Here is a 22248-nt window from a genome sequence, read left to right on the forward strand (position 1 = left end):
TGATCGAGGACATCGCCATCCAGCTGGAAGACGGCGAACAGCGCATCGTCGGCGTGATGGTGGAAAGCCATCTGGTCGGTGGCCGCCAGGAACTGGTGGGCCAGGAAGCTCCAACCCCTCAGCGCAGCAGCGCGATCACCGCACACACGGCCACGATCACCAGCGCCACCCACTGCATCGGCACAAAGAAGAAATGATGCGGTGCCGCCTCGCCCTTCTGTCGCGGCGCACGGTTCAGCCACAGGCCCAGCAGCACGTTCACGCCAGCGCCGATGCCACCGCCCAGCAGCACCTGCTGCAGCGGGATGTTGCCCTTCGGACCGTCGTGCGGGAAGAAGTACGCCAGCAGCAGGATCACCGCGATCGGTGTCACCAGCGTCATGAATCCCCAACCGCGATAGATCATCGTGCAGCTCCATGCAAAAAATGGGCTGCATTGTAGCGGGGCAAGCGCGGGCGATCGCTTTCTGTAGCGCCGAGCCCATGCTCGGCTGCGTGTATCTGAGCCGAGCATGGGCTCGGCACTACAGACATCCAATGCCACGGCGCTTTCATATCCATCGGCCACGCCGCCATTGCGGCGGCGCGGCCGCTCGAACTCAGCGCAGGCCCGTCTCGTTGCGGGCAATCACGAGGCGCTGGATTTCCGAGGTGCCTTCGTAGATCTCGGTGATCTTGGCATCACGGAAGTAGCGCTCCAGCGGCATTTCCTTGGAATAGCCCATGCCGCCGTGGATCTGCACGGCCTGGTGGGTAATCCACATCGCGGCTTCCGAAGCAGTCAGCTTGGCGATGGCCGCTTCGTTGCTGAAGCGCTTGCCCTCGCCCTTTACCCACGCCGCGCGCAGGGTCAGCAGCAGGGCGGCGTCCAGCTTGCACTTCATGTCGGCGATCTTCGCCTGGGTCATCTGGAAGGTGCCGATGGCGGCGCCGAAGGCCTTGCGGTCCTTCACGTATTCCAAGGTGGCCTCATAGGCGGCACGGGCGATGCCGATGGCCTGCGAGGCGATGCCGATGCGGCCGGCGTCGAGCACGCCCATGGCGATCTTGAAGCCCTCGCCTTCCTGGCCGAGCACGTCGTCGGCCTGGGCCACGTAGTCGTTGAACTCGATCTCGCAGGTGGCCGAGGCACGGATGCCCAGCTTCGGCTCGGTCTTGCCGCGGCCGAAGCCGGCGTTGTCGGTGTCGATCAGGAAGGCGGTGATGCCGCGCGCGCCCTTGTCCGGCTCGCTCATCGCGAACAGCACGATGTACTTGGCCACCGGGCCGGAGGTGATCCAGCTCTTCTTGCCGTTGATGACATAGGTACCGTCGGCCTGTTTGACTGCGCGGCAGCGCATGGCCGTGGCATCCGAACCGGACTGCGGCTCGGTCAGGGCGAACGCACCGATGGCCTCGCCTTCGGCGATGGCGCGCACGTACTTCTGCTTCTGCGCCTCGCTGCCATGGGTCAGGATGCCGTTGCAGAACAGCGAATTGTTGACCGACATGATGGTCGAGTGCGCAGCATCACCAGCGGCGACCTCCACCATCGCCAGCACGTAGGCCACCGGGTCCATGCCCGCGCCGCCGTACTCGGTCGGCACTTCGATGCCCATCAGGCCGTTTTCGCCCAGCAGGCGGATGTTCTCAAGGGGGAACTCGCCGGTGCGGTCATGGTGCTCCGCGCTCGGGGCGATCTTCTCCTGCGCGATGCGCCGCGCCACGTCCTGCAGCATCAACTGCTCTTCAGTAAAGCTGAAATCCACAACACCCTCCCAGGTACATGATGATAGGGGCCACGCACTGCGCGCCCAGGTGGCTCGATTGTACCGGGGCCGGGCAACGGCGGCTGACTTGGAGGGTGTGGCGGCTTGACCGGAACCGCCGCCGTCGGCGAATATATCTCTATATCGCGATAGGTAGATATTTATGGATCTGGAAGACTGGTCGACCCGCCTGAAGGTGTTCGCCGACGCCACCCGCGTGCGCCTGCTGGCGCTGCTGGAACAGGAAGAGCTGACCGTGGCCGAGCTGTCGGCGATCACCCGGCTGGCGCAGCCGCGGGTGTCGACCCACCTGGCGCGCCTGAAGGAAGCCGGCCTGGTCCGCGACCGCCGTGCCGGCGTGTCGGCCTATTACCGCTTCGACGATGCCCAGCTGGACCCGGCGCAGCGCGCATTGTGGCATGCATTGAGCAACGGAAGCGACGATCCGTTGCTGCGCCAGGATGCCGAACGCGTCGCTGCGGTGATGGCCAGCCGCGCCGCCGACCAGAACTGGGCCGACAGCGTGGCCGGCGACATGGAGCGCCACTACTCGCCGGGCCGCACCTGGGAAGCTTTGGCCCGCACCGCGCTGCCGCTGCTGGAAACCGGTGACGTGCTCGACATCGCCTCCGGTGACGGCGTGCTGGCCGAACTGGTGGCCCCGCACGCCAGCCGCTACGTCTGCATCGACACCAGCGCGCGCGTGGTGGCCGCCGCCAGCGAGCGCCTGCGCCGCCTTCCCAACGTGGAGGTGCGCGAGGGCGACATGCACGCCCTGCCCTTCAAGGACGGCAGCTTCGACCTGGTGGTGCTGATGCACGCCCTGACCTACGCCAGCAAGCCGGCGCAGGCCGTGGCCGAGTCCGCGCGCGTGCTGCGCCCGGGCGGCCGCCTGCTGCTGTGCAGCCTGGCCCGCCACGAGCACAAGGCCGCGGTGGAAGCCTATGGCCACGTCAACCTCGGCTTCAGCGACAAGGAACTGCGCAGGTTCGTCGACAAGGCCGGCCTGCAGGTTTCCAGCCTGGAAACCGTGACCCGCGAAAAACGCCCGCCGCATTTCGAAGTCATCTCGCTGATCGCCAACAAGCCCTGAGGTCGCCGTGTCCGCCCTGCCCTGGCTGCATCCCGAACGTGCCCATGCCCTGCTCGCCGCACTGCGCGAACGCATCCTGATCATCGACGGGGCGATGGGCACGATGATCCAGCGCCATGACCTGCAGGAAGACGATTACCGCGGCGAGCGCTTCGCCGGCGGCTACGACCACGACCATGGCCCCGGTTGCGACCACGCCGCGCCGGAAGGCCACGACCTGAAGGGCAACAACGACCTGCTGCTGCTCACCCGGCCGCAGGTCATCGGTGACATCCACACCGCCTACCTGCAGGCCGGCGCGGACCTGGTGGAAACCAACACGTTCAACGCGACCTCGGTCAGCCAGGCCGACTACCACCTCGAACATCTGGTGTATGAGCTGAACAAGGCCGGCGCCGCCGTCGCCCGCGCCTGCTGCGATGCCGTCGAAGCGACCACGCCGGACAAGCCGCGCTTCGTCATCGGCGTGATCGGGCCGACCAGCCGCACCGCCTCGATCAGCCCCGACGTGAACGATCCCGGCTTCCGCAACACAAGTTTCGACGAGCTGCGCGACACCTACCGCGAAGCCATCGAAGGCCTGATAGATGGTGGCGCCGACACCCTGATGGTCGAGACCATCTTCGACACGCTCAACGCCAAGGCCGCGCTGTATGCGCTGGAAGAGGCCTTCGATGCGCGCGGCGCACGCCTGCCGGTGATGATCTCCGGCACCATCACCGACGCGTCCGGCCGCACTCTGTCGGGGCAGACCGCCGATGCCTTCCATGCCTCGCTGGCCCACGCGCGCCCGCTGTCGATCGGCCTGAACTGCGCGCTGGGTGCCGATGCCATGCGCCCGCACGTGGAAACCCTGTCCCAGGTGGCCGACTGCCATGTCAGCGCGCACCCCAATGCCGGCCTGCCCAATGCCTTCGGCGAGTACGACGAGACGCCCGAGGAAATGGCCGCCACCCTGCGCGGCTTCGCCGAGGATGGCCTGCTGAACCTCGTCGGTGGCTGCTGCGGCTCCACCCCCGACCATATCCGCGCCATCGCCGAGGCCGTCGCCGGCCTGCCGCCGCGCGCCCTGCCCGGTGCACAGGAGCAGCAGGCCGCATGAGCACTTCGCCCTACACCCGCCTGTCCGGCCTGGAACCGCTGGTCATCACCCCGGAACTGCTGTTCGTCAACGTCGGCGAACGCACCAACGTCACCGGCAGCGCGCAGTTCCGCAAGCTCATCAAGGAAGGCCGCTACGAGGAAGCGGTGGACGTCGCGCGCCAGCAGGTGGCCAGCGGTGCGCAGATCCTCGACGTCAACATGGACGAGGGCCTGATCGACTCGGAAGCGGCGATGACCCGCTACCTCAACCTGATCATGTCCGAGCCGGACATCGCGCGCATCCCGGTAATGGTCGATTCCTCCAAGTGGAGCGTGATCGAGGCGGGCCTGAAATGCCTGCAGGGCAAGAGCGTGGTCAACTCGATCTCGCTGAAGGAAGGCGAGGCACTGTTCCGCGAGCACGCACGCAAGGTGCTGCGCTATGGCGCGGCCGCTGTGGTGATGGCCTTCGACGAGGCCGGCCAGGCCGATACCTGCGCGCGCAAGGTCGAGATCTGCACGCGCGCCTACCGCATCCTCGTCGATGAAATCGGCTTCCCGCCTCAGGACATCATCTTCGACCCGAACATCTTCGCCGTCGCCACGGGTATCGAAGAGCACGACAACTACGCAGTCGACTTCATCGAAGCGACCCGCATCATCAAGCAGACCCTGCCGCACTGCCACGTATCCGGCGGCGTCTCCAACGTGTCGTTCTCGTTCCGCGGCAATGAGACGGTGCGCCAGGCCATCCATTCGGTGTTCCTGTACCACGCCATCGCCGCCGGCATGGACATGGGCATCGTCAACGCCGGCGCAATGCCGATCTACGACGAGCTGGAACCGGAGCTGCGCGAGCGCGTGGAGGACGTGATCCTCAACCGCCGCAGCGATTCGACCGAGCGCTTGCTGGAGATCGCCGAACGTTACAAGGGAAAGAAAGGCGCGGTGAAGACCGAAGACCTGGCCTGGCGTGAAAAGCCGGTGGCGCAGCGCCTGGCGCACGCCCTGGTGCACGGCCTGGACGCCTTCGTGGAAGAAGACACCGAACTGGCCCGGCAGGCCTCCAGCCGCCCGCTGGACGTGATCGAAGGCCCGTTGATGGACGGCATGAACGTGGTCGGCGATCTGTTCGGCGCCGGCAAGATGTTCCTGCCGCAGGTGGTGAAATCCGCGCGCGTGATGAAGAAGGCGGTGGCCTACCTGCTGCCGTACATCGAAGCCGAAAAGGCCCGCAGCGGCGACACCGCGCGCAGCAACGGCAAGATCATCATGGCCACGGTGAAGGGCGATGTGCACGACATCGGCAAGAACATCGTCGGCGTGGTCCTGGCCTGCAACAACTTCGAGGTGGTCGACCTGGGCGTGATGGTGCCGGCGCAGAAGATCCTCGATGCCGCGCGCGAACACCACGCCGATCTGATTGGCCTGTCCGGGCTGATTACCCCCTCGCTGGAAGAAATGAGCCACGTCGCCCGCGAAATGGAGCGCCAGGGTTTCGACCTGCCGCTGCTGATCGGCGGTGCCACCACCTCGCGCGCACACACCGCGCTGAAGATCGACCCGCATTACAAGGCGCCCACGGTGTGGGTGAAGGATGCCTCGCGCGCGGTCGGCGTGGCCCAGTCGTTGATCTCGCGCGACCTGCGCGAGGCCTTCGTTGCCGCCAACGAAGCCGACTACGCCGAGATTCGCGCGCGCCACCGCAACCGCGGCGATGCCAAGCGCCTGGTCACGCTGGAACACGCACGCGGGCAGAAGTTCCAAGGCGACTGGGCGAACTACATCCCGCCGGCACCGAAGCAGCCGGGCCTGCACGTGTTCGATGATTACCCGCTGGCCGAACTGGTCGACTACATCGACTGGACCCCGTTCTTCCAGGCGTGGGAATTGGCCGGCAAGTACCCGGCCATCCTCACCGATGAGATCGTCGGCACCCAGGCCAGCGAGCTGTACCGCGACGCACGCGCGATGCTCGACCGCATCGTCGGCGAGAAGTGGGTGCAGGCCAAGGCCGTTTTCGGCCTGTGGCCGGCCAACAGCGTCGGCGACGACGTGCGCGTGCAGCACCCAGAGGGCGAGACCACCCTGCACTTCCTGCGCCAGCAGGTGGACAAGCCGGCCGAGCGCCCCGACTTCTGCCTGGCCGACTTCATCGCCCCGGCCGACAGTGGCAAGCAGGACTGGATCGGCGCCTTCGCGGTGACCGCCGGCATCGGCATCGACGCCCACGTCGCGCGCTTTGAGGCCGACCATGACGACTACAACGCGATCCTGCTGAAGGCCCTCGCCGACCGCTTCGCCGAGGCGCTGGCCGAGCGACTGCACCAGCGCGTACGCACCGAATTCTGGGGTTACGACCACGCCGAGACGCTGGACAACGAGGCGTTGATCGACGAGCAGTACCGCGGCATCCGCCCGGCACCGGGCTACCCGGCCTGCCCCGAACACAGCGAGAAACGCCGTTTGTTCGACCTGCTGCAGGCCGAAGCGAACGCCAGCATGGAGCTGACCGAGAGCTTCGCGATGCTGCCCACCGCCGCCGTATCGGGTTACTACCTCAGCCACCCGCAGAGCCAGTACTTCGTGGTCGGCCGCCTCAGCCGCGAACAGGTGAGCGACTACGCGCGCCGCAAGAGCGTCGACCGCGCCCAGGCCGAGCGCTGGCTGGCCTCCAACCTCGACTACGACCCCGAATGAGGCGGTAGCGCCGGGCCATGCCCGGCCTCATCTCCCGTCCGCCGGGCATGCCCCGGCGCTACCGTGCATGATTCTCGCGATGACCGTTCCCGCCGCCCGCCTGTCCAGCTTCTACCTGTTCTATTACGCGGCGCTGGGCGCCTTCACGCCTTACTGGAGCCTGTTCCTGACCGCGCGCGGCATGAGCGTGACCGCCATCAGCGTGATGATGGGCCTGTGGTACGCCACGCGCGTGATTGCGCCCAGCACCTGGACCACACTGGCCGCCGCCTCACCGCGCCCGATCCGCCTGCTGCGCGTGGGCTGCGTGCTGACCCTGCTCAGCTTCGCCGTGTTCCTGCTACCGTTGCCGCAGCCGTGGATGTACCCGTCGATGGTGGTGTTCTGCTTCTTCTACAACGCGGTGATGCCGCAATTCGAGTCGATCACCCTTACCCACCTGGGCAGCGACAGCCATCGCTACGGGCTGATCCGGGTCTGGGGCTCGCTGGGATTCATCGCCATCGTCACCCTGTTCGGCTGGCTGATCGAAGGCGATGGCAACGGCAACCGCGCCGGGCTGCTGCCGTGGATGATGCTGCCGCTGTTCGCCCTGCTGGTGGTCTCGGCCTTCAGCAACCAGTACGCGCGCGATATCGGCAAGGCCGAGGGCGATGCCAGCGGCTTCTGGCAGATCGTGCGCCGCCCGCCGGTGCTGGCGTTCTTCCTCGCCGCCTTCATGGAACAACTGTCGTTCGGCCCGTACTACACGTTTTTCTCGGTCTACATGGACCACCACGGCTACCGCACGTTTACCCTCGGCCTGCTGTGGACCATCGGCGTGGTGTTCGAGGTGGGCGTGTTCTTCACCATCGGCCGCTTCTTCCGCCGCTACGACGCCAGCTGGATGCTGCTGATCGCACTGGTCAGTTCCTGCCTGCGCTGGGCGGTCACCGCGCTGTTCCCGGAAAACCTGCCGGTGATGCTGGTGGCGCAGACCGCACACGCGCTGGGCTTCGCCGCGTTCTTCGCCGCGGCGATGCAGATGCTGGCGACCTATTTCCCCGGCCGCCTCAACGGCCATGGCCAGGGCCTTCTGTATGGCTTCTCGTCCGGTGTCGGTGGCGTGCTGGGCGCACTCATCGCTGGCCAGCTGTGGACCATCGACAACGGCCGCACGGCGTTCCTGGCCGGCAGCGGCTTCGCCCTGGTCGGCGCCCTGCTGTGCTTCTTCGCGCTGAGCCTGCCGTTGATCCGCGCGCGGCGTCGCGTCGCCCGCGCGGAGTGAACGCCATGCGCCGCTTCAGGGCTGGCGCAGGACCTGCTGCAGTGACGGCAGCAGCACGCGGTTGCCATAGCCACTGACGTGGTCGCCATCGAAGTACAGCGGCCGGCCATCGCGTTGTGCCGGGCACAGGGTGGCATCACACAGCACCGGCAGCGGGTCCCACATCATCGCACCCGGCAGGCCAGCGACCACCTGCTGCAGGCTGCCAAGCATGGGCGCACGCAGCGCCTCCATGTCCGCGCGGGTGCTGACCAGTCCATTGCGGCAGACTTCATTGTCGGCGTTGAACGCATCCGAACACCGGTATGGGGGTGCTGGCAGCACCGGCTTGGGTGCCTCCATCACGATGCGCACGCCGCGCTCGGCCAATGGCTTCCATTGGGCGATCGCCTCGGCCACCTCCACGTCGCGGCCTGCGGCCGCTTCCGGGGTGCGTTCGCCCGCGAGCTGCGCCGCGGCATCGAACAGCACGAACTGGTCGGACAGGCGCGGAACGCGCAGTGACACCAGCACCACCACGTCGCCGGGCTGCGCCCGCTGGCTGATGTCGGCGAACACGGCCGCGTCGAATGCTTCGCAGCCGGCGCCCGCTCCGCGCCACTTCTGCAGGCTGACCTGCGGGCAGCCGCCACGGCCATACAGCGACACCTGCGCACCGGAATCCAGCGCCAGCCGCTGCAGCAGCTCGATGTAGGCCATGGCATGCGAATCACCGGCCACGAACACACGGGCGGGTGCGGCCGCGGGAACAGGACGATCACAGCGCCCGCGCGCATAGGTGCGGGCACTGCCACCTTCGAAGCGATGCTTGCCGGTGACCAGCGCGCACCCCGGGAAATCATCAGCCACGCTCCTGCTGCTGGCGTACCAGTCCGCTGCATTGCGGCTGACGGTGCTGAATGACAGCAGCGATGCCTGCGAGTACAGCAGCATCTGCAGGGCGCCGGCCAGCACGAGCGCGGCAGCGCCACAGGCCACCCAGCGCAGCGACGTCGCGCGCGGCGCCAACGGGCCACGGAAGGGCTGTTCCACCCAGCGCCACGACAACCAGGACAGCAGCGCCACCAGCAACGTCGCCGAGAGCATCTGCAGCGGTGTTTCCAGCCCCACGGTCCAGCGCATCAGCACGAACACCGGCCAATGCCAGAGGTAGAGCGAGTAGGACAGCAGGCCGATGCGGCGCATGGGCGCGCTGGCCAGCACCCGGCCGATCCAGGCCCGCGGATGGTGATGCAGCGACCACAGCAGGCCCGCCGTGGCGAACGCCGGCAGCAGGCCATCGGGCCACGGTGAGTGTCCAGCGCGCGCCGTCCACAACGCCCAGCCCAGCAGGGCCAGCGACAGCGCGGCCAGCAGCGGGAACACCCACGCACCACGGGCCAGCGAGCGCTGGGTCAGCGGGTCGAGCGATGCGCGCACATGCAGCAGCTGGAACAGCAGCACGCCCACGCCTAGCTGCCACAACCGCGTGGTCGTGGCGTAGAACGCCCAGGAAGGCGGCACGTCGCGCAGGCCCAGCAGCGCCGCATGCAGCAACGATGCCGCGCTGACCAGCAGGAACAGGCCCAGGCTCAGCCAGCGCCCACGCGCGCCCCGTGCCCAGGCCAGGAACAACAGCGGGAACAGCAGGTAAAACTGCTCTTCCACGCCCAATGACCAGGTGTGGGTATAGGGATTGAACTCGGCCTTGGGCGCGAAATAATCGTTGCCGACCGCAGCCAGCACCCAGTTGCTGAGGCCGAAGAAGGCCATCAGGCCCGTCTTGTCACTGGCCTCGCTCAACCACGATTCGGGAATGAACAGCACGCTGGCCACCGCGGTGACCAGCAGGCAGGTGACCAGTGCCGGTGCGATGCGACGGATGCGCCGCGCATAGAAGCGCAGCATCGAAGCACCCAGCGAAAGTGGCGGCAGGCGATGCACCGACGCACTGACCACGAAACCGGAAATGACGAAAAACACGTCCACGCCGGTGAACCCGCCCGGCAGCCAGGCCGGGTCTAGGTGGAACACGATGACCGCCAATACGGCGATCGCACGCAGTCCATCGATATGCGGTACGTAACCGCGCCCTGCCTCAGCCGTCATCCTGCCTCCCGCAACTGCCACGTCGGCGGGCGTGGCAGGCAACTCAATCCATTACCAGACCAGGTCGTCCGGCACCTGGAACTGCGGGTCCGCGTACGGATCTTCCTCGGCCGGCGCGTTCGGATCGACCTTCAGCGCCACCGACGCGGCGAACACCGCTTCGGACTGCGCCAGCAGCTCGGCGGTCACCAGCAGGTAACGGCCGTTGAGTTGGACCACGCCCAGCTCACCCGCATTGAGTGCGGTCAGCTGCGCGGCGGTCACGTAGATGCGCTTGATCTTGCCGCCATACGGGAAGTGGCGGGCGATGTCGGCCGCCTCGTCATTGAGGCCCTTGTCCTTCAGCAGTTCTTCCAGCTTGGCCTTGGCCTCGCGGCGCTGGCGCGCTTCTTCCTGCTTCAGGCGCTCGGTCTCGATGCGCTCTTCCTTTTCCTTCTGCGCGCGGATGGCGTAGGCCTTGGCCAGGTCCATCTCTTCGGCCGTACGCGGCTTGCGCGGGCCCTGCTGGCCCGGGCCACGCGACTGGGCGGGCTTGCCGGGGCCGCCATGACCGTGGCCGCGACGCTCGCCAGGCGTGTGCTCGCCCTTGCCAGCGCCCTGCGGCTTTCCATTGCCATTGCCCCCCTTGCCCTGCGGGCGGCCATCACGGCGGGGGCCATCATTCTTGCGCTCGGGCTTGGGTGCCGGCTTGAAGCCCAGGCCCATCAGCTGGTCGCGGAGGGTATCGCTCATAGGAATCAGATCAGTAGTGCGGCGGCGGCGGTTCGCTCGCCGGATCAGAAGAATGCAATGCATTGCGGACCTTGCCCAGGTCTTCCAGCAGCACGCGCAGCACATCGGCATTGCGGCTGCCCTGCATGCGTGCATCGGCCAGCGCATCGCTCAATTCGGCCAGCGCGTGTTCCTGGAAGGACACGCGCATTTCCAGTTCGACCAGGCGCGCTTCCAGCGCCTGCTCGCGTTCACTCGATGTATCAGACATGCAACGAACGTCCCCGGCCAATGCCGTAGTAAGCCAGACCGGCAGCCTCGACCTCGGACGGGTCGTACAGGTTGCGGCCATCGAACACCACCGCATCCTGCAGCTGCGAACGCAGCGCCTGGAAATCGGGGCTGCGGAACTGCTTCCACTCGGTCACCACGACCACCGCATCGGCGCCCTGCAGTGCGTCTTCGGCAGTGCCGCAGAACACCAGGTCGTCGCGGTGGCCGAAGATGCGCTGCGCTTCATGGGTGGCTTCCGGGTCGTAGGCACGCACGCGCGCACCGGCGTCCCACAGCTGGGCCAGCAGGCGGCGGCTGGAGGCCTCGCGCATGTCGTCGGTGTTCGGCTTGAAGGCCAGGCCCCACACGGCGAAGGTTTTCCCGCGCAGGCTGGCGTCCGCGCCGTAGTGGCGCTGGATGAGCTCGAACAGGTGGCCCTTCTGCGCCTCGTTGACCGCTTCTACCGCGTCCAGCAGCTTCGGCGCCAGGCCATACTGCTGCGCGGTGCGGGCCAGCGCCTGCACGTCCTTGGGGAAGCACGAGCCACCATAACCGGCGCCCGGGTAGATGAAATGCCAGCCGATGCGCGGGTCCGAACCGATGCCCTGGCGGACCTGCTCGATGTCGGCGCCGACGCGCTCGGCGATGTTGGCCATTTCGTTCATGAACGAAATCTTGGTGGCCAGCATCGCGTTGGCTGCATACTTGGTCAGCTCGGCCGAACGCACGTCCATTTCCACCACGCGGTCGTGGTTGCGGTTGAACGGTGCGTACAGGCGGCGCATGACCGCCACCGATTCGGCGCTGGAGGCGCCGATGATGATGCGGTCCGGGCGCATGCAGTCCGCGACCGCATCGCCTTCCTTCAGGAACTCGGGATTGGACACCACGTCGAAGGCGATGTCCGCGCCACGCGCAGCCAGCTCTTCGGCGATCGCCGCGCGCACCTTGTCGGCGGTGCCCACCGGCACCGTCGACTTGTTGACCACCACGGTCGGCACGCTGATGTGCCGGCCGATGGTGCGGGCCACGGCCAGCACGTATTGCAGGTCGGCGCTGCCATCCTCGTCCGGCGGCGTGCCGACGGCGATGAACACCACCTGCCCGTGGCCGATGGCCGCTGCGGCATCGGTGGTGAACGCCAGCCGAGATGCGGCATGGTTGGCCTTCACCATCGGCTCGAGGCCCAGCTCGTAGATCGGGATGACGCCCTGGTTGAGGCCATCGACCTTGGCTTGGTCGATGTCCACGCAGATGACCTGGTGGCCGGCATCGGCCAGGCAGGTACCTGTCACCAGACCGACGTAGCCGGTACCGAAAATCGCAACGCGCATGTCCGTGCTGACTCCTGGCGGCTTACGGCAGAACGCCCAGCAGCTCGACGTCGAAGGTCAGTGCGGCGTTCGGGCCGATCGGGCCACCCGGGGTGCCGTTCTCGCCATAGGCCAGGTCGCCCGGGATCCAGAAGCGGTACTTGGAGCCGACCGGCATCAGGGCGACGCCCTCGGTCCAGCCCTTGATGACCTGGTCCAGGCCGAATTCGGCCGGGCCACGACCCGCGGAGCTGTCGAACACGGTGCCGTCCAGCAGCTTGCCTTCGTAGTTCACGCGCACCTTGCTGGTCGGCAGCGGGCGCTCGCCGCTACCCGGGCGGATCACCTGGTACTGCAGGCCCGAGGCGGTGGTCACCACGCCCGGCTGGGTCTTGTTCTTGGCCAGGAATGCATTGCCTTCCTGACGGTTGGTCTGCGCGGCCTGGGCGGCCTTGGCCTGCATTTCAGCCTGCTTGGTGCCCATGAACGCCTGGATGGTGGCGGTCGCGTCCGCTTCGGTCATCTTCGGCTGGCCCTTGGTCAGGCCGGTGCTGATCGCTTCAAACAGCGAGGCGGTGTCGATGTCGTCCTTCAGCTGGGCCAGCGACGGGCCGACCGAGTACGAACCGATCATCTGCGCGACCTTGACGCGGTCGACCTTGGCCGGCTGCGAGCCCGGGGCCATGCCCGGAACCTGCTGGCCGTTACGGGCCATCACGACCTGGCGCAGGGCCGCATCGGTGGCCTTGGCCTGGTCCTGGGTGATCTGCGGCTGCAGGCCTTCGAACGAACGCTCGACGGCGGTACGCAGCGCAGCCACGTCAATTTCATCGGCGATCGGCGCGAACGACTTGGCCACATCCAGACCGATGGCGTAGCCGAGCTTCTGCTTGGGGGAATTCAAGGTTGCGGTCTCCTTGGCGGCCGCCGGTGCGGCCGGTTGTTGCGACAGGGCGACACCGGAGGTGCCCATCGCCAGAATCAGAACCGACGCCGCTGCGCCGCGCATTCCCATCTTCATTCGCTGCATTCCTGGAAGTGTCTGGGCGCCGACGTCGGCGCGAAACGGTCATTGTCGCACGCACGCCGGAGATGTCGAGGCGTGCGTGCTTTCATTCAATGCACGGCCGGTGCGGCCAGTGCCTTGTCGATGGCCGCCTTCAGCTGCGGATCGTCGGGGGTGACCTTGCTGGCGAACTGGGCGATGACCTTGCCATCGCGGCCGACCAGGTACTTGTGGAAGTTCCAGCCCGGGGCGACGCCGGTGGCGGCGGTCAGGCGCTGGTACAGCGGCGTGGCCTCCGGACCGGTGACGTGCACCTTCTCGAACATCGGGAACTTTACGCCGTAGGTCAGCGTGCAGAAATCCTGGATCTGCTTCTCGTCGCCGGGCTCCTGGCCCTTGAAATCATTCGACGGGAAGCCGAGCACGGCAAAGCCCTTGCTGGCGTATTGCTTGTGCAGCGCCTCCAGGCCTTCGTACTGCGGGGTATAGCCGCACTTGCTGGCGGTGTTGACCACCAGCAGCACCTGGCCGTGGTAGCGCTTTTCCAGGTTGACCTGCTGCTTGCCGGCCAGCGGGCGGTAGCTCACATCGAGCAGGTCGGCGGCCAGGGCGGTGGCCGAGCCGGCCAGGCCGAAGGCCAGGACGGTCAACAGGGACAAGCCGCGGAGGCGGCGCGGGAAAGCAGTCGGCAGAGGCATGAGGGTCATTCCGCAGTAGCTGTTTCAGGGCTCCGGCCAGCTCGGGCCGGGAATCGGCCGAACTATAGCACCGGGGCCCGGAGCGCCTGCCGTTGCAGGGCGGGCCGCACTTTGCACGGCGTGGCGGCTGCCGCCGTAAGCCCCGGCCAGCGCACCTTTGATGACCTAGCATCAATGTTGCTGAATGGAAGCAGGCCGGAACGGGCCGGCTGTGCGACGCCTTTTTCCATTCAGATCAATCACGTGACGTGATATTTCGGAACAGTGACCACCCCTGCCATCAGTTGGGTGGAAGCGGGGCTTGCACGACGGCGTGCCGGTGTTATAGTTGCATACAACACCAGTCACCTGAGACAGGGGGAAACCATGAACATCCGGATGCGACACCGCCATACCGCCCCAGCGGTCACGGCCGTCTCGACGTTGTTGGCCCTGCTCTGGCTGGCCCTGCCGGCGCCACAGGCGCCCTCCTCCCCCGACACCCCGCAGGACGCAGCACCCTTCACGGCCGGGAACGCCGAACCCTCTCCCCCTCCCCCGCGTCGGCTGCACAGCTCCCTGTCCATGCCGTACTTCTCGTTCGCACAGCCGCTGACCCCACGGAGCTGAATATGAGCGACATCCAGTGGAGCGACGGCGCTCCCATCTACCGCCAGTTGAAGGAGCGCGTGATCGCCATGATGCTCGACGGAATCCTCAAGCCGGGCGACGCCCTGCCTTCGGTGCGCCAGGTGGCCGCCGACTACCAGCTCAATCCCATCACCGTTTCGCGCGCCTACCAGGAACTGGCCGATGAAGGCCTGGTCGAGAAGCGCCGGGGCCTGGGCATGTTCATGACCGAGGCGGCCGCCACGCAGCTGCGCAGCAGCGAGCGCGAACGCTTCCTCAATGAAGAATGGCCAGCCGTCCTGGAGCGCATCCAGCGCCTGGGCCTGAACCTCGACGAATTGCTGCCCCAGGGGAAGATCTGATGAGTACCGTAGCAAGCGACGCCGTCATTACCGCCAAGGGCCTGCGCAAGGCCTACAAGAACACCGTTGCCCTCGACAACGCCAGCTTCTCCATTCCGGCAGGCCGCATCGTCGGCCTGATCGGGCCCAATGGCGCCGGCAAGACCACCGCGCTGAAGGCCATCCTCGGCCTGACCTCGGTGGAAGGCGAGCTGTCCGTGCTGGGCCGCGACCCGCGCGTGCACCGCGATGAACTGATGAAGGACATCTGCTTCATCGCCGACGTGGCCGTGCTGCCGCGCTGGCTGAAGGTGCGCGAGGCCATCGATTTCGTGGCCGGCGTGCACCCGCGCTTCGACCGCGCCCGCTGCGAACGCTTCCTGGCCAACACCAAGCTGCAGCCGAAGCAGCGCGTGCGCGAGCTGTCCAAGGGCATGATCGTGCAGCTGCACCTGGCCCTGGTGATGGCCATCGACGCCCGCGTGCTGGTGCTGGACGAGCCGACCCTCGGCCTGGACATCCTGTACCGCAAGGAGTTCTACCAGCGCCTGCTGGAGGATTACTTCGACGAACAGAAGACGATCATCGTCACCACCCACCAGGTGGAAGAGATCGAGCACATCCTCAGCGACGTGATGTTCATCCGCGATGGCCGCGTGGTACTCAGCGCGGAAATGGACGAGGTGGGCGAGCGCTACACCGAACTGCTGGTGGGTGCCGACCAGCTGGACACCGCCCGCGCACTGAAGCCGATCGACGAGCGCAGCCAGGCCTTCGGCAAGACCGTGCTGCTGTATGACGGCGTGCCGCGCAGCCAGCTTTCTACCCTCGGCGAGACCCGCAACGCGGGCCTGGCCGATCTGTTCGTCGCTGTCATGAAGGGGACCTACGCATGAATGCCGTCAACCATCCGGTCAGCCCCGCAGGCACCCTGCGCTGGCTGCTCAAGCGCGAATACTGGGAAAACCGCGGCGGCTTCTTCTATGCACCGCTGATCGCCGGCATCGTCTCGCTGCTGATGAGCGCGGTGGGCATCGGCCTGGGCCTGTTCGCCCTGCACCGCGCCGCCCGCGACGGCGGCCTGCACGTCGACGGCGAGAACGTGAACATCAACGGGCTGGACCTGGCCCTGCTGACCCAGAAGATCAGCGCCAAGGACATGGCCGACCTCGGCAACGGCCTGGACCTGACCCTGCTGCTGAGCTCTGCCTGGCCCTTCCTGGTGCTGGCCTTCGTGGTGTTCTTCTACTGCCTGGGCGCCCTGTACGACGACCGCCGCGACCGCAGCATCCTGTTCTGGAAGTCGCTGCCGCTGTCGGACACCCAGACCGTGCTGTCCAAGGTGATCAGCGCCCTGATCGTGGCACCGCTGGTGGCCACCCTGGCCGCCGTCGCCACCATGTTCGGCTTCCTGCTGATCATCAGCATCGTCGCGGTCACCCACGGCGGCAGCGCGACCACCCTGATCTGGGGCCCGGCCAGCCCGGTGACCCTGAGCGCCGGCCTGCTCGCCGCCATCCCGGTGTACGCGCTGTGGGCGCTGCCGACCGCCGGCTGGCTGCTGCTGTGCTCGGCCTGGGCCAAGAGCAAGCCGTTCCTGTGGGCGGTCATGCTGCCGCTGTTCGCCGGCATCATCGTCAGCACCACCAAGCTGATGCATCTGTTCGACATGACCACCGGCTGGTTCTGGCAGCACATCGTCGGCCGCCTGCTGCTGGGCACGGTGCCGGGCGTGGACCTGGTCTACCGCCTCAGCGCAAGTGACAAGGCCAAGAACGTCGAGTCGCTGGCCGCGCTGATGAGCCCGGCCGAGCAGCTGAAGACCCTGGCCATGCCCGACCTGTGGATCGGCGCAGCGTTCGGCGTCGCCTTCATCGCCCTGGCCATCGTCCTGCGCAAGCGCGCAGGCGAAATCTGACCCCTTTCCGGAGAGACCACCATGCGTACCCTGCTCGCCTGTAGTGCCCTGTTGCTGCTGTTGCCGCTGTCGGTGCAGGCCGCCGACGCACCGAACTGCAAGTTCTCCGCCCCGCGTTCGCTGAAGCTGGACGCGGCCGGTGCCAAGGCCGTGGTGTTCGAAGTCAACCAGCACGACCTGAAGGTGATCGCCAATGCCGGTGGCGGCCAGCTGGACGGCCGCGCCTGTGCCTCGGACAAGAGCTGGCTGGACCAGCTGGTGCTCGACCAGCGCCGCGAAGGTGACAAGCTGGTGGTCAGCCTGCGCCGCGACGGCCGCAGCGGCCTGAGCATGGGCAACAGCTATGCGTGGCTGGACATCCGCGGCAGCGTGCCGGACAACCTGCCGCTGCAGTTCCGCATAGGCTCCGGCGATGCCAGCATAGACAACGCACAGTCGCTGAGCATGGACGTCGGCTCGGGTGATGGCATCGCCCGCGGCACCCGCGGCAGCGTGCACGCGGCGGTCGGCTCGGGTGACCTGGACATCGAGGGCGCCGCATCGCTCAACCTGCTCTCGCTGGGCTCGGGCGACGTCAAGGCCCGCACCATCGGCGGCGACGCCGTGGTCGGCACCGTCGGTTCGGGCGACCTGAAGATCAGCGACGTGCGCGGCAATGCCCGCCTGGAGACGGTCGGCTCGGGCGACATCGGCTTCCGCCAGGTGAAGGGCAACGTCGAGATCGGCGTGGTCGGTTCCGGCGACGTGGACATCGACCAGACCGGCGGCAACGTGCACGTGCGCAGCCACGGCTCGGGCGACATCACCGTCAACGGCGCCGGCGGCAACCTGACCGTCGACCACAGCGGCAGCGGCGAGGTCCGCCACCGTGACATCGGCGGCAAAGTCACCCTGCCGCGCGGCAAGTAAGCCATCCATCCATTGCCTTGAGGGGAACGCCATGAACCTGCTGCGCCTGATGCCTGCCGTCCTGCTGTGCCTGCCGCTGATCGCCTGTGGCGGCACCTCGTCCTCGTCGTCGTCCTCGTCCGCTGATGCTTCCGCCACCGACACCTCGCCGGGCAAGGCCGTGGCTGATGCCACCGGCGAGATTGGCAAGAGCGTCAAGGAAGCCACCGACAAGGCGCGCGAGGAGATCGCCAAGGGCAACATCAAGATTTCCTCCGACAAGCAGCCCCGCGCGGAGATCACCCCCGATGGCCGCTTCCTGATTGCCGGCAAGGAAGTGAAGACCACGCCGGCGCAGCGTCGCCAGCTGCTGGATTACCGCGGCCATATCGCCGGCATCGCCCAGGACGGCATGGAGATCGGCGTGGCCGGTGCCAAGCTCGGCGCCAACGCCGCCAGCGAAGCGATCAAGGGTGTTTTCAGTGGCGACACCGACGGCATCGAGAAGCGCATCAATGCCGAGGCCGAGAAGCTCGAGGCCCAGGCCAAGCAGCTGTGCAACCGCCTGCCGGCGATGCTGGCCAGCCAGCAGGCGCTGGCCCGCGACCTGCCGGCGTTCCAGCCGTACGCGAGCATGGACCAGTCTGACATCGACGACTGCGACACCAACAAGGTCGTCAACCGCTGACCCTGTGACATTTCGCCGCACCCGGCCGGCAACCTGACCCGTTGCCGGCCGCGCCGGGGCGCCCGGGCTTACAATGGCCGCCCCCGATGCACCCGATCGAACCGCCATGAAGAAGCTGTTGCTGCTGCTGGTCGCCCTGCTCTGCCTGGGCCTGGCCGGCTGCGACCAGGACTACCGCAACCACCGCGCCGAGCGCGGCAAGCCCAAAATTTCCGTCAGCGAAAGCATGGTGACCGTGCGTCGCCAGCCGGCGCCGAACATCATCATCCTGCCCGACGGCACGATGAAGGTCGACGAGATCCAGATCCCGCTCAACGATGGCCAGCGGCAGATGCTGCAGACCATGTTCGGCAAGCTGCAGGTGCTGCGCCAGAACACCCTGGTGGCCGCCCCGGCCGACCCCGACATGCAGCCGGTGAAGATCCGGCCGCCGGAAGGCATGGAGGTGATTCCGCCGGACCTGGTGCAGACCATCCCGGAGTTCAAGGACTACACCGAGACCTTCGGCAACATTGTCGCCGACCGTCGCTGACACGAAAAACGCCGCCCCGAAGGGCGGCGTTTTTGCTTGACCCGCGAATGCCGGCCGATCAGCCGCCGGCGCCACCGCCCCCGGCCTGGATGCCACCGGCGGTCAGCGCGGTCGGATCCAGCAGGCGCCGCAGCTCGGCCTCGTCCAGGCCGCTGTCCTCCAGCGCCACATCCAGCACCGGGCGCTGTTCCTTGTAGGCACGTTTGGCAATCGCCGCGGCCTTCTCATAGCCGATGATCGGGTTCAGCGCGGTTACCAGGATCGGGTTGCGGGCCAGCGCTTCGGCTACGCGGTCCTCGCGCACCTTCAGCCCGGCGATGGCGCTGTCGGCCAGCAAGGTGGACACGTTGGCCAGCAGGCCGATGCCATCGAGCAGGTTCACCGCGATCAGCGGCAGGGTCACGTTGAGCTGGAAATTGCCGGTCTGGCCGGCCACGGTGATCGCGGTGTGGTGGCCGATCACCTGCGCGCAGGCCATCACGGTCGCCTCGGGAATGACCGGGTTGACCTTGCCCGGCATGATCGAGCTGCCCGGCTGCAGGGCCGGCAGCTCAATCTCGCCCAGCCCGGCCAGCGGACCGGCATTCATCCAGCGCAGGTCGTTGGCGATCTTGATCAGGGCCACCGCCAGCGCATTGAGCTGGCCGGACAGTTCCACGGCATCGTCCTGCGATGCCAGGCCTTCGAACTTGTTGTCGGCACTGTCGAACTTGAAGCCGGTCTGCTGCTTGAGGGCCTTGGCCACCTGCGCACCGAAGCGCGGGTCGGCATTGATGCCGGTGCCGATGGCGGTGCCGCCCAACGGCAGGCGGCGCACGCGCTTGAGGCTGTCCTCGATGCGCTCCTGCGCCGAGGCCAGCTGCGCAGACCACGCACCGAACTCCTGCTCGAAGGTCAGCGGCATCGCATCCATCAGGTGGGTGCGGCCGGTCTTGACCACCTTGCGCAGGCTGCGGCCCTTCTTGTCCAGGGTCCTGCGCAGGTGCACCAGCGCCGGCAGCAGCTGCTCGTGCACGGCCAGCACCGCCGAAACGCGCAGCGCGGTCGGGATCACATCATTGGAGCTCTGCCCCTGGTTGACGTGGTCGTTGGGATGCACCGTGGTCTTGCCCGCCTTGCCGGCACGATTGGCCAAGGTGGCGATGACCTCGTTGGCGTTCATGTTCGACGAGGTGCCCGAGCCGGTCTGGTAGACGTCGATCGGGAAATGCGCGTCCCAGTCACCGGCCGACACTTCGGCGGCGGCCACCTGGATGGCCTTGGCGACGACCTTGGGCAGGTGGCCCAGCTCGGCGTTGACGCCGGCGGCGGCACCCTTCACCAGGCCCAGGGCACGGATGAAGCCGCGCGGCATGCGCTGGCCCGACACCGGGAAATTTTCGACGGCGCGCTGGGTCTGCGCGCCCCACAGGGCGTCAGCGGGCACCTGCAGCTCGCCCATGCTGTCGTGTTCGATACGGAACTTCGCGGTTCCACCCTTGCTTGCAGCTTTGCTCATTGCATCGACTCCGCACTACTTCTGTTGGGGGAAAGGGAAGCGGCGGCTGGCAGCGGGTCGCTTCCCGGGGCTGGCGGCTGTGCCAACGATACTCCCTTGTCCGCAGCAGGGGACAACGCCGATGGGTCGCAGCGTCCGATCGGTAGCGCTGGGCCATGCCCGGCGAGCGCGAAGCGCGGCAGCCCGCAGCGTCGTAGAATATGGCCCCCGCCGCTCGCCCCAGCCCTGCCGACATGTCCGATTACGCCCTGCTCGCCCTGTCCCCGCTCGATGGCCGTTATGCCGGCAAGGTCGATGCCCTGCGCCCGATCTTTTCCGAATACGGCCTGATCAAGGCCCGCATCACGGTCGAGGTCGAGTGGCTGCTGGCCCTGGGCGCCGAGCCGGGCATCGTCGAGCTGGCCGCGTTCTCCGAGGCCGCCACCGCCCGCCTGCGTGCCCTGGCCGCCAACCTCACCCCGGTCCAGGCCGCGCGCGTGAAAGAGATCGAGCGCACCACCAACCATGACGTCAAGGCGGTGGAGTACTTCATCAAGGAACAGCTGAAGGACGACGCCGAGCTGGCCCCGGCCCTGGAATTCGTGCACTTCGCCTGCACCAGCGAGGACATCAACAACCTCAGCTACGGCCTGATGCTGGAACAGGCCCGCCGCGAAGTGCTGCTGCCGAGCCTGGACGGCATCGCCGCCACCCTGCGCACCCTGGCCCACGCCCAGGCCGCACAGCCGATGCTGTCGCGCACCCACGGCCAGACCGCCTCGCCGACCACCCTGGGCAAGGAGCTGGCCAACGTGGTCGCCCGCCTGGAGCGCCAGCGCCGGCAGATCGCCGCGGTCGAGCTGACCGGCAAGATCAACGGTGCGGTGGGCAACTACAACGCCCACGTCGCCAGCTACCCGGCGGTGGACTGGCCGGCCTTCGCCGAGCGCTTCGTGACCAGCCTGGGCCTGGTGTTCAACCCGTACACCACGCAGATCGAGCCGCACGACAACATCGCCGAAATCGGCGATGCCGCGCGCCGCGCCAACATCATCCTGATCGACCTGGCCCGCGACATCTGGGGCTACATCTCGCTGGGCTACTTCAAGCAGCGCCTGAAGGAAGGCGAAGTCGGTTCGTCGACGATGCCGCACAAAGTCAACCCGATCGATTTCGAGAATGCCGAGGGCAACTTCGGCATCGCCAATGCGCTGTTCGAGCATTTCAGCGCGAAGCTGCCGATCAGCCGCTGGCAGCGTGACCTGACCGATTCCACGGTGCTGCGCGCACTGGGCACTGCCTTCGGCCACGGCCAGGTGGCGCTGGATTCGCTGGCCAAGGGCCTGGGCAAGCTGGAAGTGAACCCGCAGCGCCTGGATGCCGATCTGGACGCGGCCTGGGAAGTGCTGGCCGAAGCCGTGCAGACGGTGATGCGCCGCCATGGCCTGCCGAACCCGTACGAGCAGCTGAAGGCGCTGACCCGTGGGCAGGGCATCACGGCGGAGTCGATGCGGGCGTTCGTGGAGACGCTGGCGCTGCCGGAGGATGCCAAACAGTCGCTGCGTGAGATGACCCCGGGCAGCTACACGGGTCTGGCTGAGGCGCTGGCTCGCAAGATCTGAGGGGTTTCCTTTGCGGCGGCGGCCGCGGCGCTGCCTGCGGCAGGCAACTGCAACTGCAAGTGCTAACGTCAAAGGCGGCTCTTGGTTATGCCTTGATTGGCGGGGCGGGTTGGGTTCGCGGGACACGCCGTGAACCCGTCCATGGGGGCTCGTAGGCGCCATCCATGGCGCCTGCGGTCCTGGTGGGGGCTAC

At 67.1% G+C, this 22248-nt stretch carries 20 protein-coding genes and 1 pseudogene; 12 read left to right on the plus strand and 9 right to left on the minus strand.

Annotation, left to right across the window (positions count from 1 at the left end):
• A pseudogene (locus tag DCO49_RS20345) lies at nt 1–197 on the plus strand (hypothetical protein); the annotation flags it as partial.
• Here DCO49_RS20345 and DCO49_RS13555 read toward each other — a convergent pair.
• Nucleotides 119–406 (minus strand): hypothetical protein, encoded by a 288-nt coding sequence (locus DCO49_RS13555; RefSeq protein ID WP_116864473.1) that lies wholly within the window; start codon nt 404–406, stop codon nt 119–121. The pseudogene DCO49_RS20345 and the gene DCO49_RS13555 sit on opposite strands and share 79 nt — an antisense overlap.
• A 193-nt stretch (nt 407–599) precedes the next feature.
• The gene (locus DCO49_RS13560; protein WP_116864474.1) at nt 600–1748 is read right to left on the minus strand and encodes an acyl-CoA dehydrogenase family protein; all 1149 of its coding nucleotides are present in this window, start codon (nt 1746–1748) and stop codon (nt 600–602) included.
• Nucleotides 1749–1911: 163 nt separating this feature from the next.
• Between DCO49_RS13560 and DCO49_RS13565 the strand changes: the two genes are divergently transcribed.
• The 4 genes from DCO49_RS13565 (at nt 1912) to DCO49_RS13580 (ending at nt 7891) form a co-directional block, all read left to right on the plus strand.
• A complete protein-coding gene (locus tag DCO49_RS13565) occupies nt 1912–2841 on the plus strand; it encodes a metalloregulator ArsR/SmtB family transcription factor (protein ID WP_108769275.1) in 930 nt (309 codons plus the stop codon).
• 7 nt (nt 2842–2848) lie between these two features.
• Nucleotides 2849–3943: a homocysteine S-methyltransferase family protein gene (locus DCO49_RS13570; protein ID WP_116864475.1), complete on the plus strand. Its 1095-nt coding sequence runs from the start codon at nt 2849–2851 to the stop codon at nt 3941–3943.
• Nucleotides 3940–6624, plus strand: coding sequence for a methionine synthase (metH, locus tag DCO49_RS13575; RefSeq protein ID WP_116864476.1), 2685 nt, complete (start codon nt 3940–3942; stop codon nt 6622–6624). Before DCO49_RS13570 ends, metH begins: the two co-directional genes overlap by 4 nt.
• A gap of 79 nt (nt 6625–6703) precedes the next feature.
• Nucleotides 6704–7891, plus strand: coding sequence for an MFS transporter (locus tag DCO49_RS13580; RefSeq protein ID WP_116864477.1), 1188 nt, complete (start codon nt 6704–6706; stop codon nt 7889–7891).
• A 15-nt stretch (nt 7892–7906) separates the two neighbouring features.
• On the opposite strand, the gene DCO49_RS13585 is transcribed toward DCO49_RS13580, so the two are convergent.
• The 6 genes from DCO49_RS13585 to DCO49_RS13610 form a co-directional block, all read right to left on the minus strand.
• On the minus strand, nt 7907–9979 hold the full coding sequence (locus DCO49_RS13585) for an acyltransferase family protein (RefSeq protein ID WP_116864478.1): 2073 nt from the start codon (nt 9977–9979) through the stop codon (nt 7907–7909).
• 51 nt (nt 9980–10030) lie between these two features.
• Nucleotides 10031–10711 (minus strand): DUF2058 family protein, encoded by a 681-nt coding sequence (locus DCO49_RS13590; RefSeq protein ID WP_116864479.1) that lies wholly within the window; start codon nt 10709–10711, stop codon nt 10031–10033.
• A 10-nt stretch (nt 10712–10721) separates the two neighbouring features.
• Nucleotides 10722–10961 carry a SlyX family protein gene (locus DCO49_RS13595; protein WP_116864480.1) on the minus strand — a complete coding sequence of 80 codons (240 nt, stop codon included), beginning with the start codon at nt 10959–10961 and terminating at the stop codon, nt 10722–10724.
• Nucleotides 10954–12297 carry a UDP-glucose/GDP-mannose dehydrogenase family protein gene (locus DCO49_RS13600; RefSeq protein ID WP_116864481.1) on the minus strand — a complete coding sequence of 448 codons (1344 nt, stop codon included), beginning with the start codon at nt 12295–12297 and terminating at the stop codon, nt 10954–10956. The genes DCO49_RS13595 and DCO49_RS13600 overlap by 8 nt, the downstream gene beginning before the upstream one ends.
• A gap of 22 nt (nt 12298–12319) precedes the next feature.
• Nucleotides 12320–13297: an FKBP-type peptidyl-prolyl cis-trans isomerase gene (locus tag DCO49_RS13605; RefSeq protein ID WP_116864482.1), complete on the minus strand. Its 978-nt coding sequence runs from the start codon at nt 13295–13297 to the stop codon at nt 12320–12322.
• Nucleotides 13298–13392: 95 nt separating this feature from the next.
• Entirely contained in the window at nt 13393–13980 is a 588-nt protein-coding gene (locus DCO49_RS13610) for a glutathione peroxidase (protein WP_108770710.1), read from the minus strand.
• A 611-nt stretch (nt 13981–14591) separates the two neighbouring features.
• On the opposite strand from DCO49_RS13610, the gene DCO49_RS13620 reads away from it, so the two are divergent.
• The 6 genes from DCO49_RS13620 (at nt 14592) to DCO49_RS13645 (ending at nt 18956) form a co-directional block, all read left to right on the plus strand.
• Nucleotides 14592–14951 (plus strand): GntR family transcriptional regulator, encoded by a 360-nt coding sequence (locus tag DCO49_RS13620; RefSeq protein WP_116864484.1) that lies wholly within the window; start codon nt 14592–14594, stop codon nt 14949–14951.
• Entirely contained in the window at nt 14951–15826 is an 876-nt protein-coding gene (locus tag DCO49_RS13625) for an ABC transporter ATP-binding protein (protein ID WP_108769286.1), read from the plus strand. The genes DCO49_RS13620 and DCO49_RS13625 overlap by 1 nt, the downstream gene beginning before the upstream one ends.
• Nucleotides 15823–16848, plus strand: a complete 1026-nt coding sequence (locus tag DCO49_RS13630; RefSeq protein WP_116864485.1) for a hypothetical protein — start codon at nt 15823–15825, stop codon at nt 16846–16848. Before DCO49_RS13625 ends, DCO49_RS13630 begins: the two co-directional genes overlap by 4 nt.
• A gap of 21 nt (nt 16849–16869) precedes the next feature.
• Entirely contained in the window at nt 16870–17757 is an 888-nt protein-coding gene (locus tag DCO49_RS13635; RefSeq protein WP_116864486.1) for a DUF2807 domain-containing protein, read from the plus strand.
• Nucleotides 17758–17788: 31 nt separating this feature from the next.
• Nucleotides 17789–18424 carry a hypothetical protein gene (locus DCO49_RS13640; RefSeq protein ID WP_116864487.1) on the plus strand — a complete coding sequence of 212 codons (636 nt, stop codon included), beginning with the start codon at nt 17789–17791 and terminating at the stop codon, nt 18422–18424.
• Between the two features lie 106 nt (nt 18425–18530).
• The gene (locus DCO49_RS13645; RefSeq protein ID WP_116864488.1) at nt 18531–18956 is read left to right on the plus strand and encodes a hypothetical protein; all 426 of its coding nucleotides are present in this window, start codon (nt 18531–18533) and stop codon (nt 18954–18956) included.
• A 58-nt stretch (nt 18957–19014) separates the two neighbouring features.
• Here the strand turns inward: DCO49_RS13645 and DCO49_RS13650 are convergent, their stop codons facing one another.
• Nucleotides 19015–20454 carry a class II fumarate hydratase gene (locus tag DCO49_RS13650; RefSeq protein WP_116864489.1) on the minus strand — a complete coding sequence of 480 codons (1440 nt, stop codon included), beginning with the start codon at nt 20452–20454 and terminating at the stop codon, nt 19015–19017.
• Nucleotides 20455–20687: 233 nt separating this feature from the next.
• On the opposite strand from DCO49_RS13650, the gene purB reads away from it, so the two are divergent.
• Entirely contained in the window at nt 20688–22055 is a 1368-nt protein-coding gene (gene purB, locus DCO49_RS13655; protein ID WP_116864490.1) for an adenylosuccinate lyase, read from the plus strand.
• Nucleotides 22056–22248: the final 193 nt, after the last annotated feature.

This window comes from Stenotrophomonas sp. SPM (assembly GCF_003105135.1).
Lineage (GTDB): Bacteria > Pseudomonadota > Gammaproteobacteria > Xanthomonadales > Xanthomonadaceae > Stenotrophomonas.

Bases quoted from the DNA above. Each gene is read 5' to 3' on its own strand.
- DCO49_RS13555 (WP_116864473.1), bottom strand. From the start codon at position 406: ATGATCTATCGCGGTTGGGGATTCATGACGCTGGTGACACCGATCGCG.
- DCO49_RS13565 (WP_108769275.1), top strand. From the start codon at position 1,912: ATGGATCTGGAAGACTGGTCGACCCGCCTGAAGGTGTTCGCCGACGCC.
- metH (WP_116864476.1), top strand. From the start codon at position 3,940: ATGAGCACTTCGCCCTACACCCGCCTGTCCGGCCTGGAACCGCTGGTC.
- DCO49_RS13580 (WP_116864477.1), top strand. From the start codon at position 6,704: ATGACCGTTCCCGCCGCCCGCCTGTCCAGCTTCTACCTGTTCTATTAC.
- DCO49_RS13585 (WP_116864478.1), bottom strand. From the start codon at position 9,979: ATGACGGCTGAGGCAGGGCGCGGTTACGTACCGCATATCGATGGACTG.
- DCO49_RS13590 (WP_116864479.1), bottom strand. From the start codon at position 10,711: ATGAGCGATACCCTCCGCGACCAGCTGATGGGCCTGGGCTTCAAGCCG.
- DCO49_RS13595 (WP_116864480.1), bottom strand. From the start codon at position 10,961: ATGTCTGATACATCGAGTGAACGCGAGCAGGCGCTGGAAGCGCGCCTG.
- DCO49_RS13600 (WP_116864481.1), bottom strand. From the start codon at position 12,297: ATGCGCGTTGCGATTTTCGGTACCGGCTACGTCGGTCTGGTGACAGGT.
- DCO49_RS13605 (WP_116864482.1), bottom strand. From the start codon at position 13,297: ATGAAGATGGGAATGCGCGGCGCAGCGGCGTCGGTTCTGATTCTGGCG.
- DCO49_RS13610 (WP_108770710.1), bottom strand. From the start codon at position 13,980: ATGCCTCTGCCGACTGCTTTCCCGCGCCGCCTCCGCGGCTTGTCCCTG.
- DCO49_RS13620 (WP_116864484.1), top strand. From the start codon at position 14,592: ATGAGCGACATCCAGTGGAGCGACGGCGCTCCCATCTACCGCCAGTTG.
- DCO49_RS13625 (WP_108769286.1), top strand. From the start codon at position 14,951: ATGAGTACCGTAGCAAGCGACGCCGTCATTACCGCCAAGGGCCTGCGC.
- DCO49_RS13630 (WP_116864485.1), top strand. From the start codon at position 15,823: ATGAATGCCGTCAACCATCCGGTCAGCCCCGCAGGCACCCTGCGCTGG.
- DCO49_RS13635 (WP_116864486.1), top strand. From the start codon at position 16,870: ATGCGTACCCTGCTCGCCTGTAGTGCCCTGTTGCTGCTGTTGCCGCTG.
- DCO49_RS13640 (WP_116864487.1), top strand. From the start codon at position 17,789: ATGAACCTGCTGCGCCTGATGCCTGCCGTCCTGCTGTGCCTGCCGCTG.
- DCO49_RS13645 (WP_116864488.1), top strand. From the start codon at position 18,531: ATGAAGAAGCTGTTGCTGCTGCTGGTCGCCCTGCTCTGCCTGGGCCTG.
- DCO49_RS13650 (WP_116864489.1), bottom strand. From the start codon at position 20,454: ATGAGCAAAGCTGCAAGCAAGGGTGGAACCGCGAAGTTCCGTATCGAA.
- purB (WP_116864490.1), top strand. From the start codon at position 20,688: ATGTCCGATTACGCCCTGCTCGCCCTGTCCCCGCTCGATGGCCGTTAT.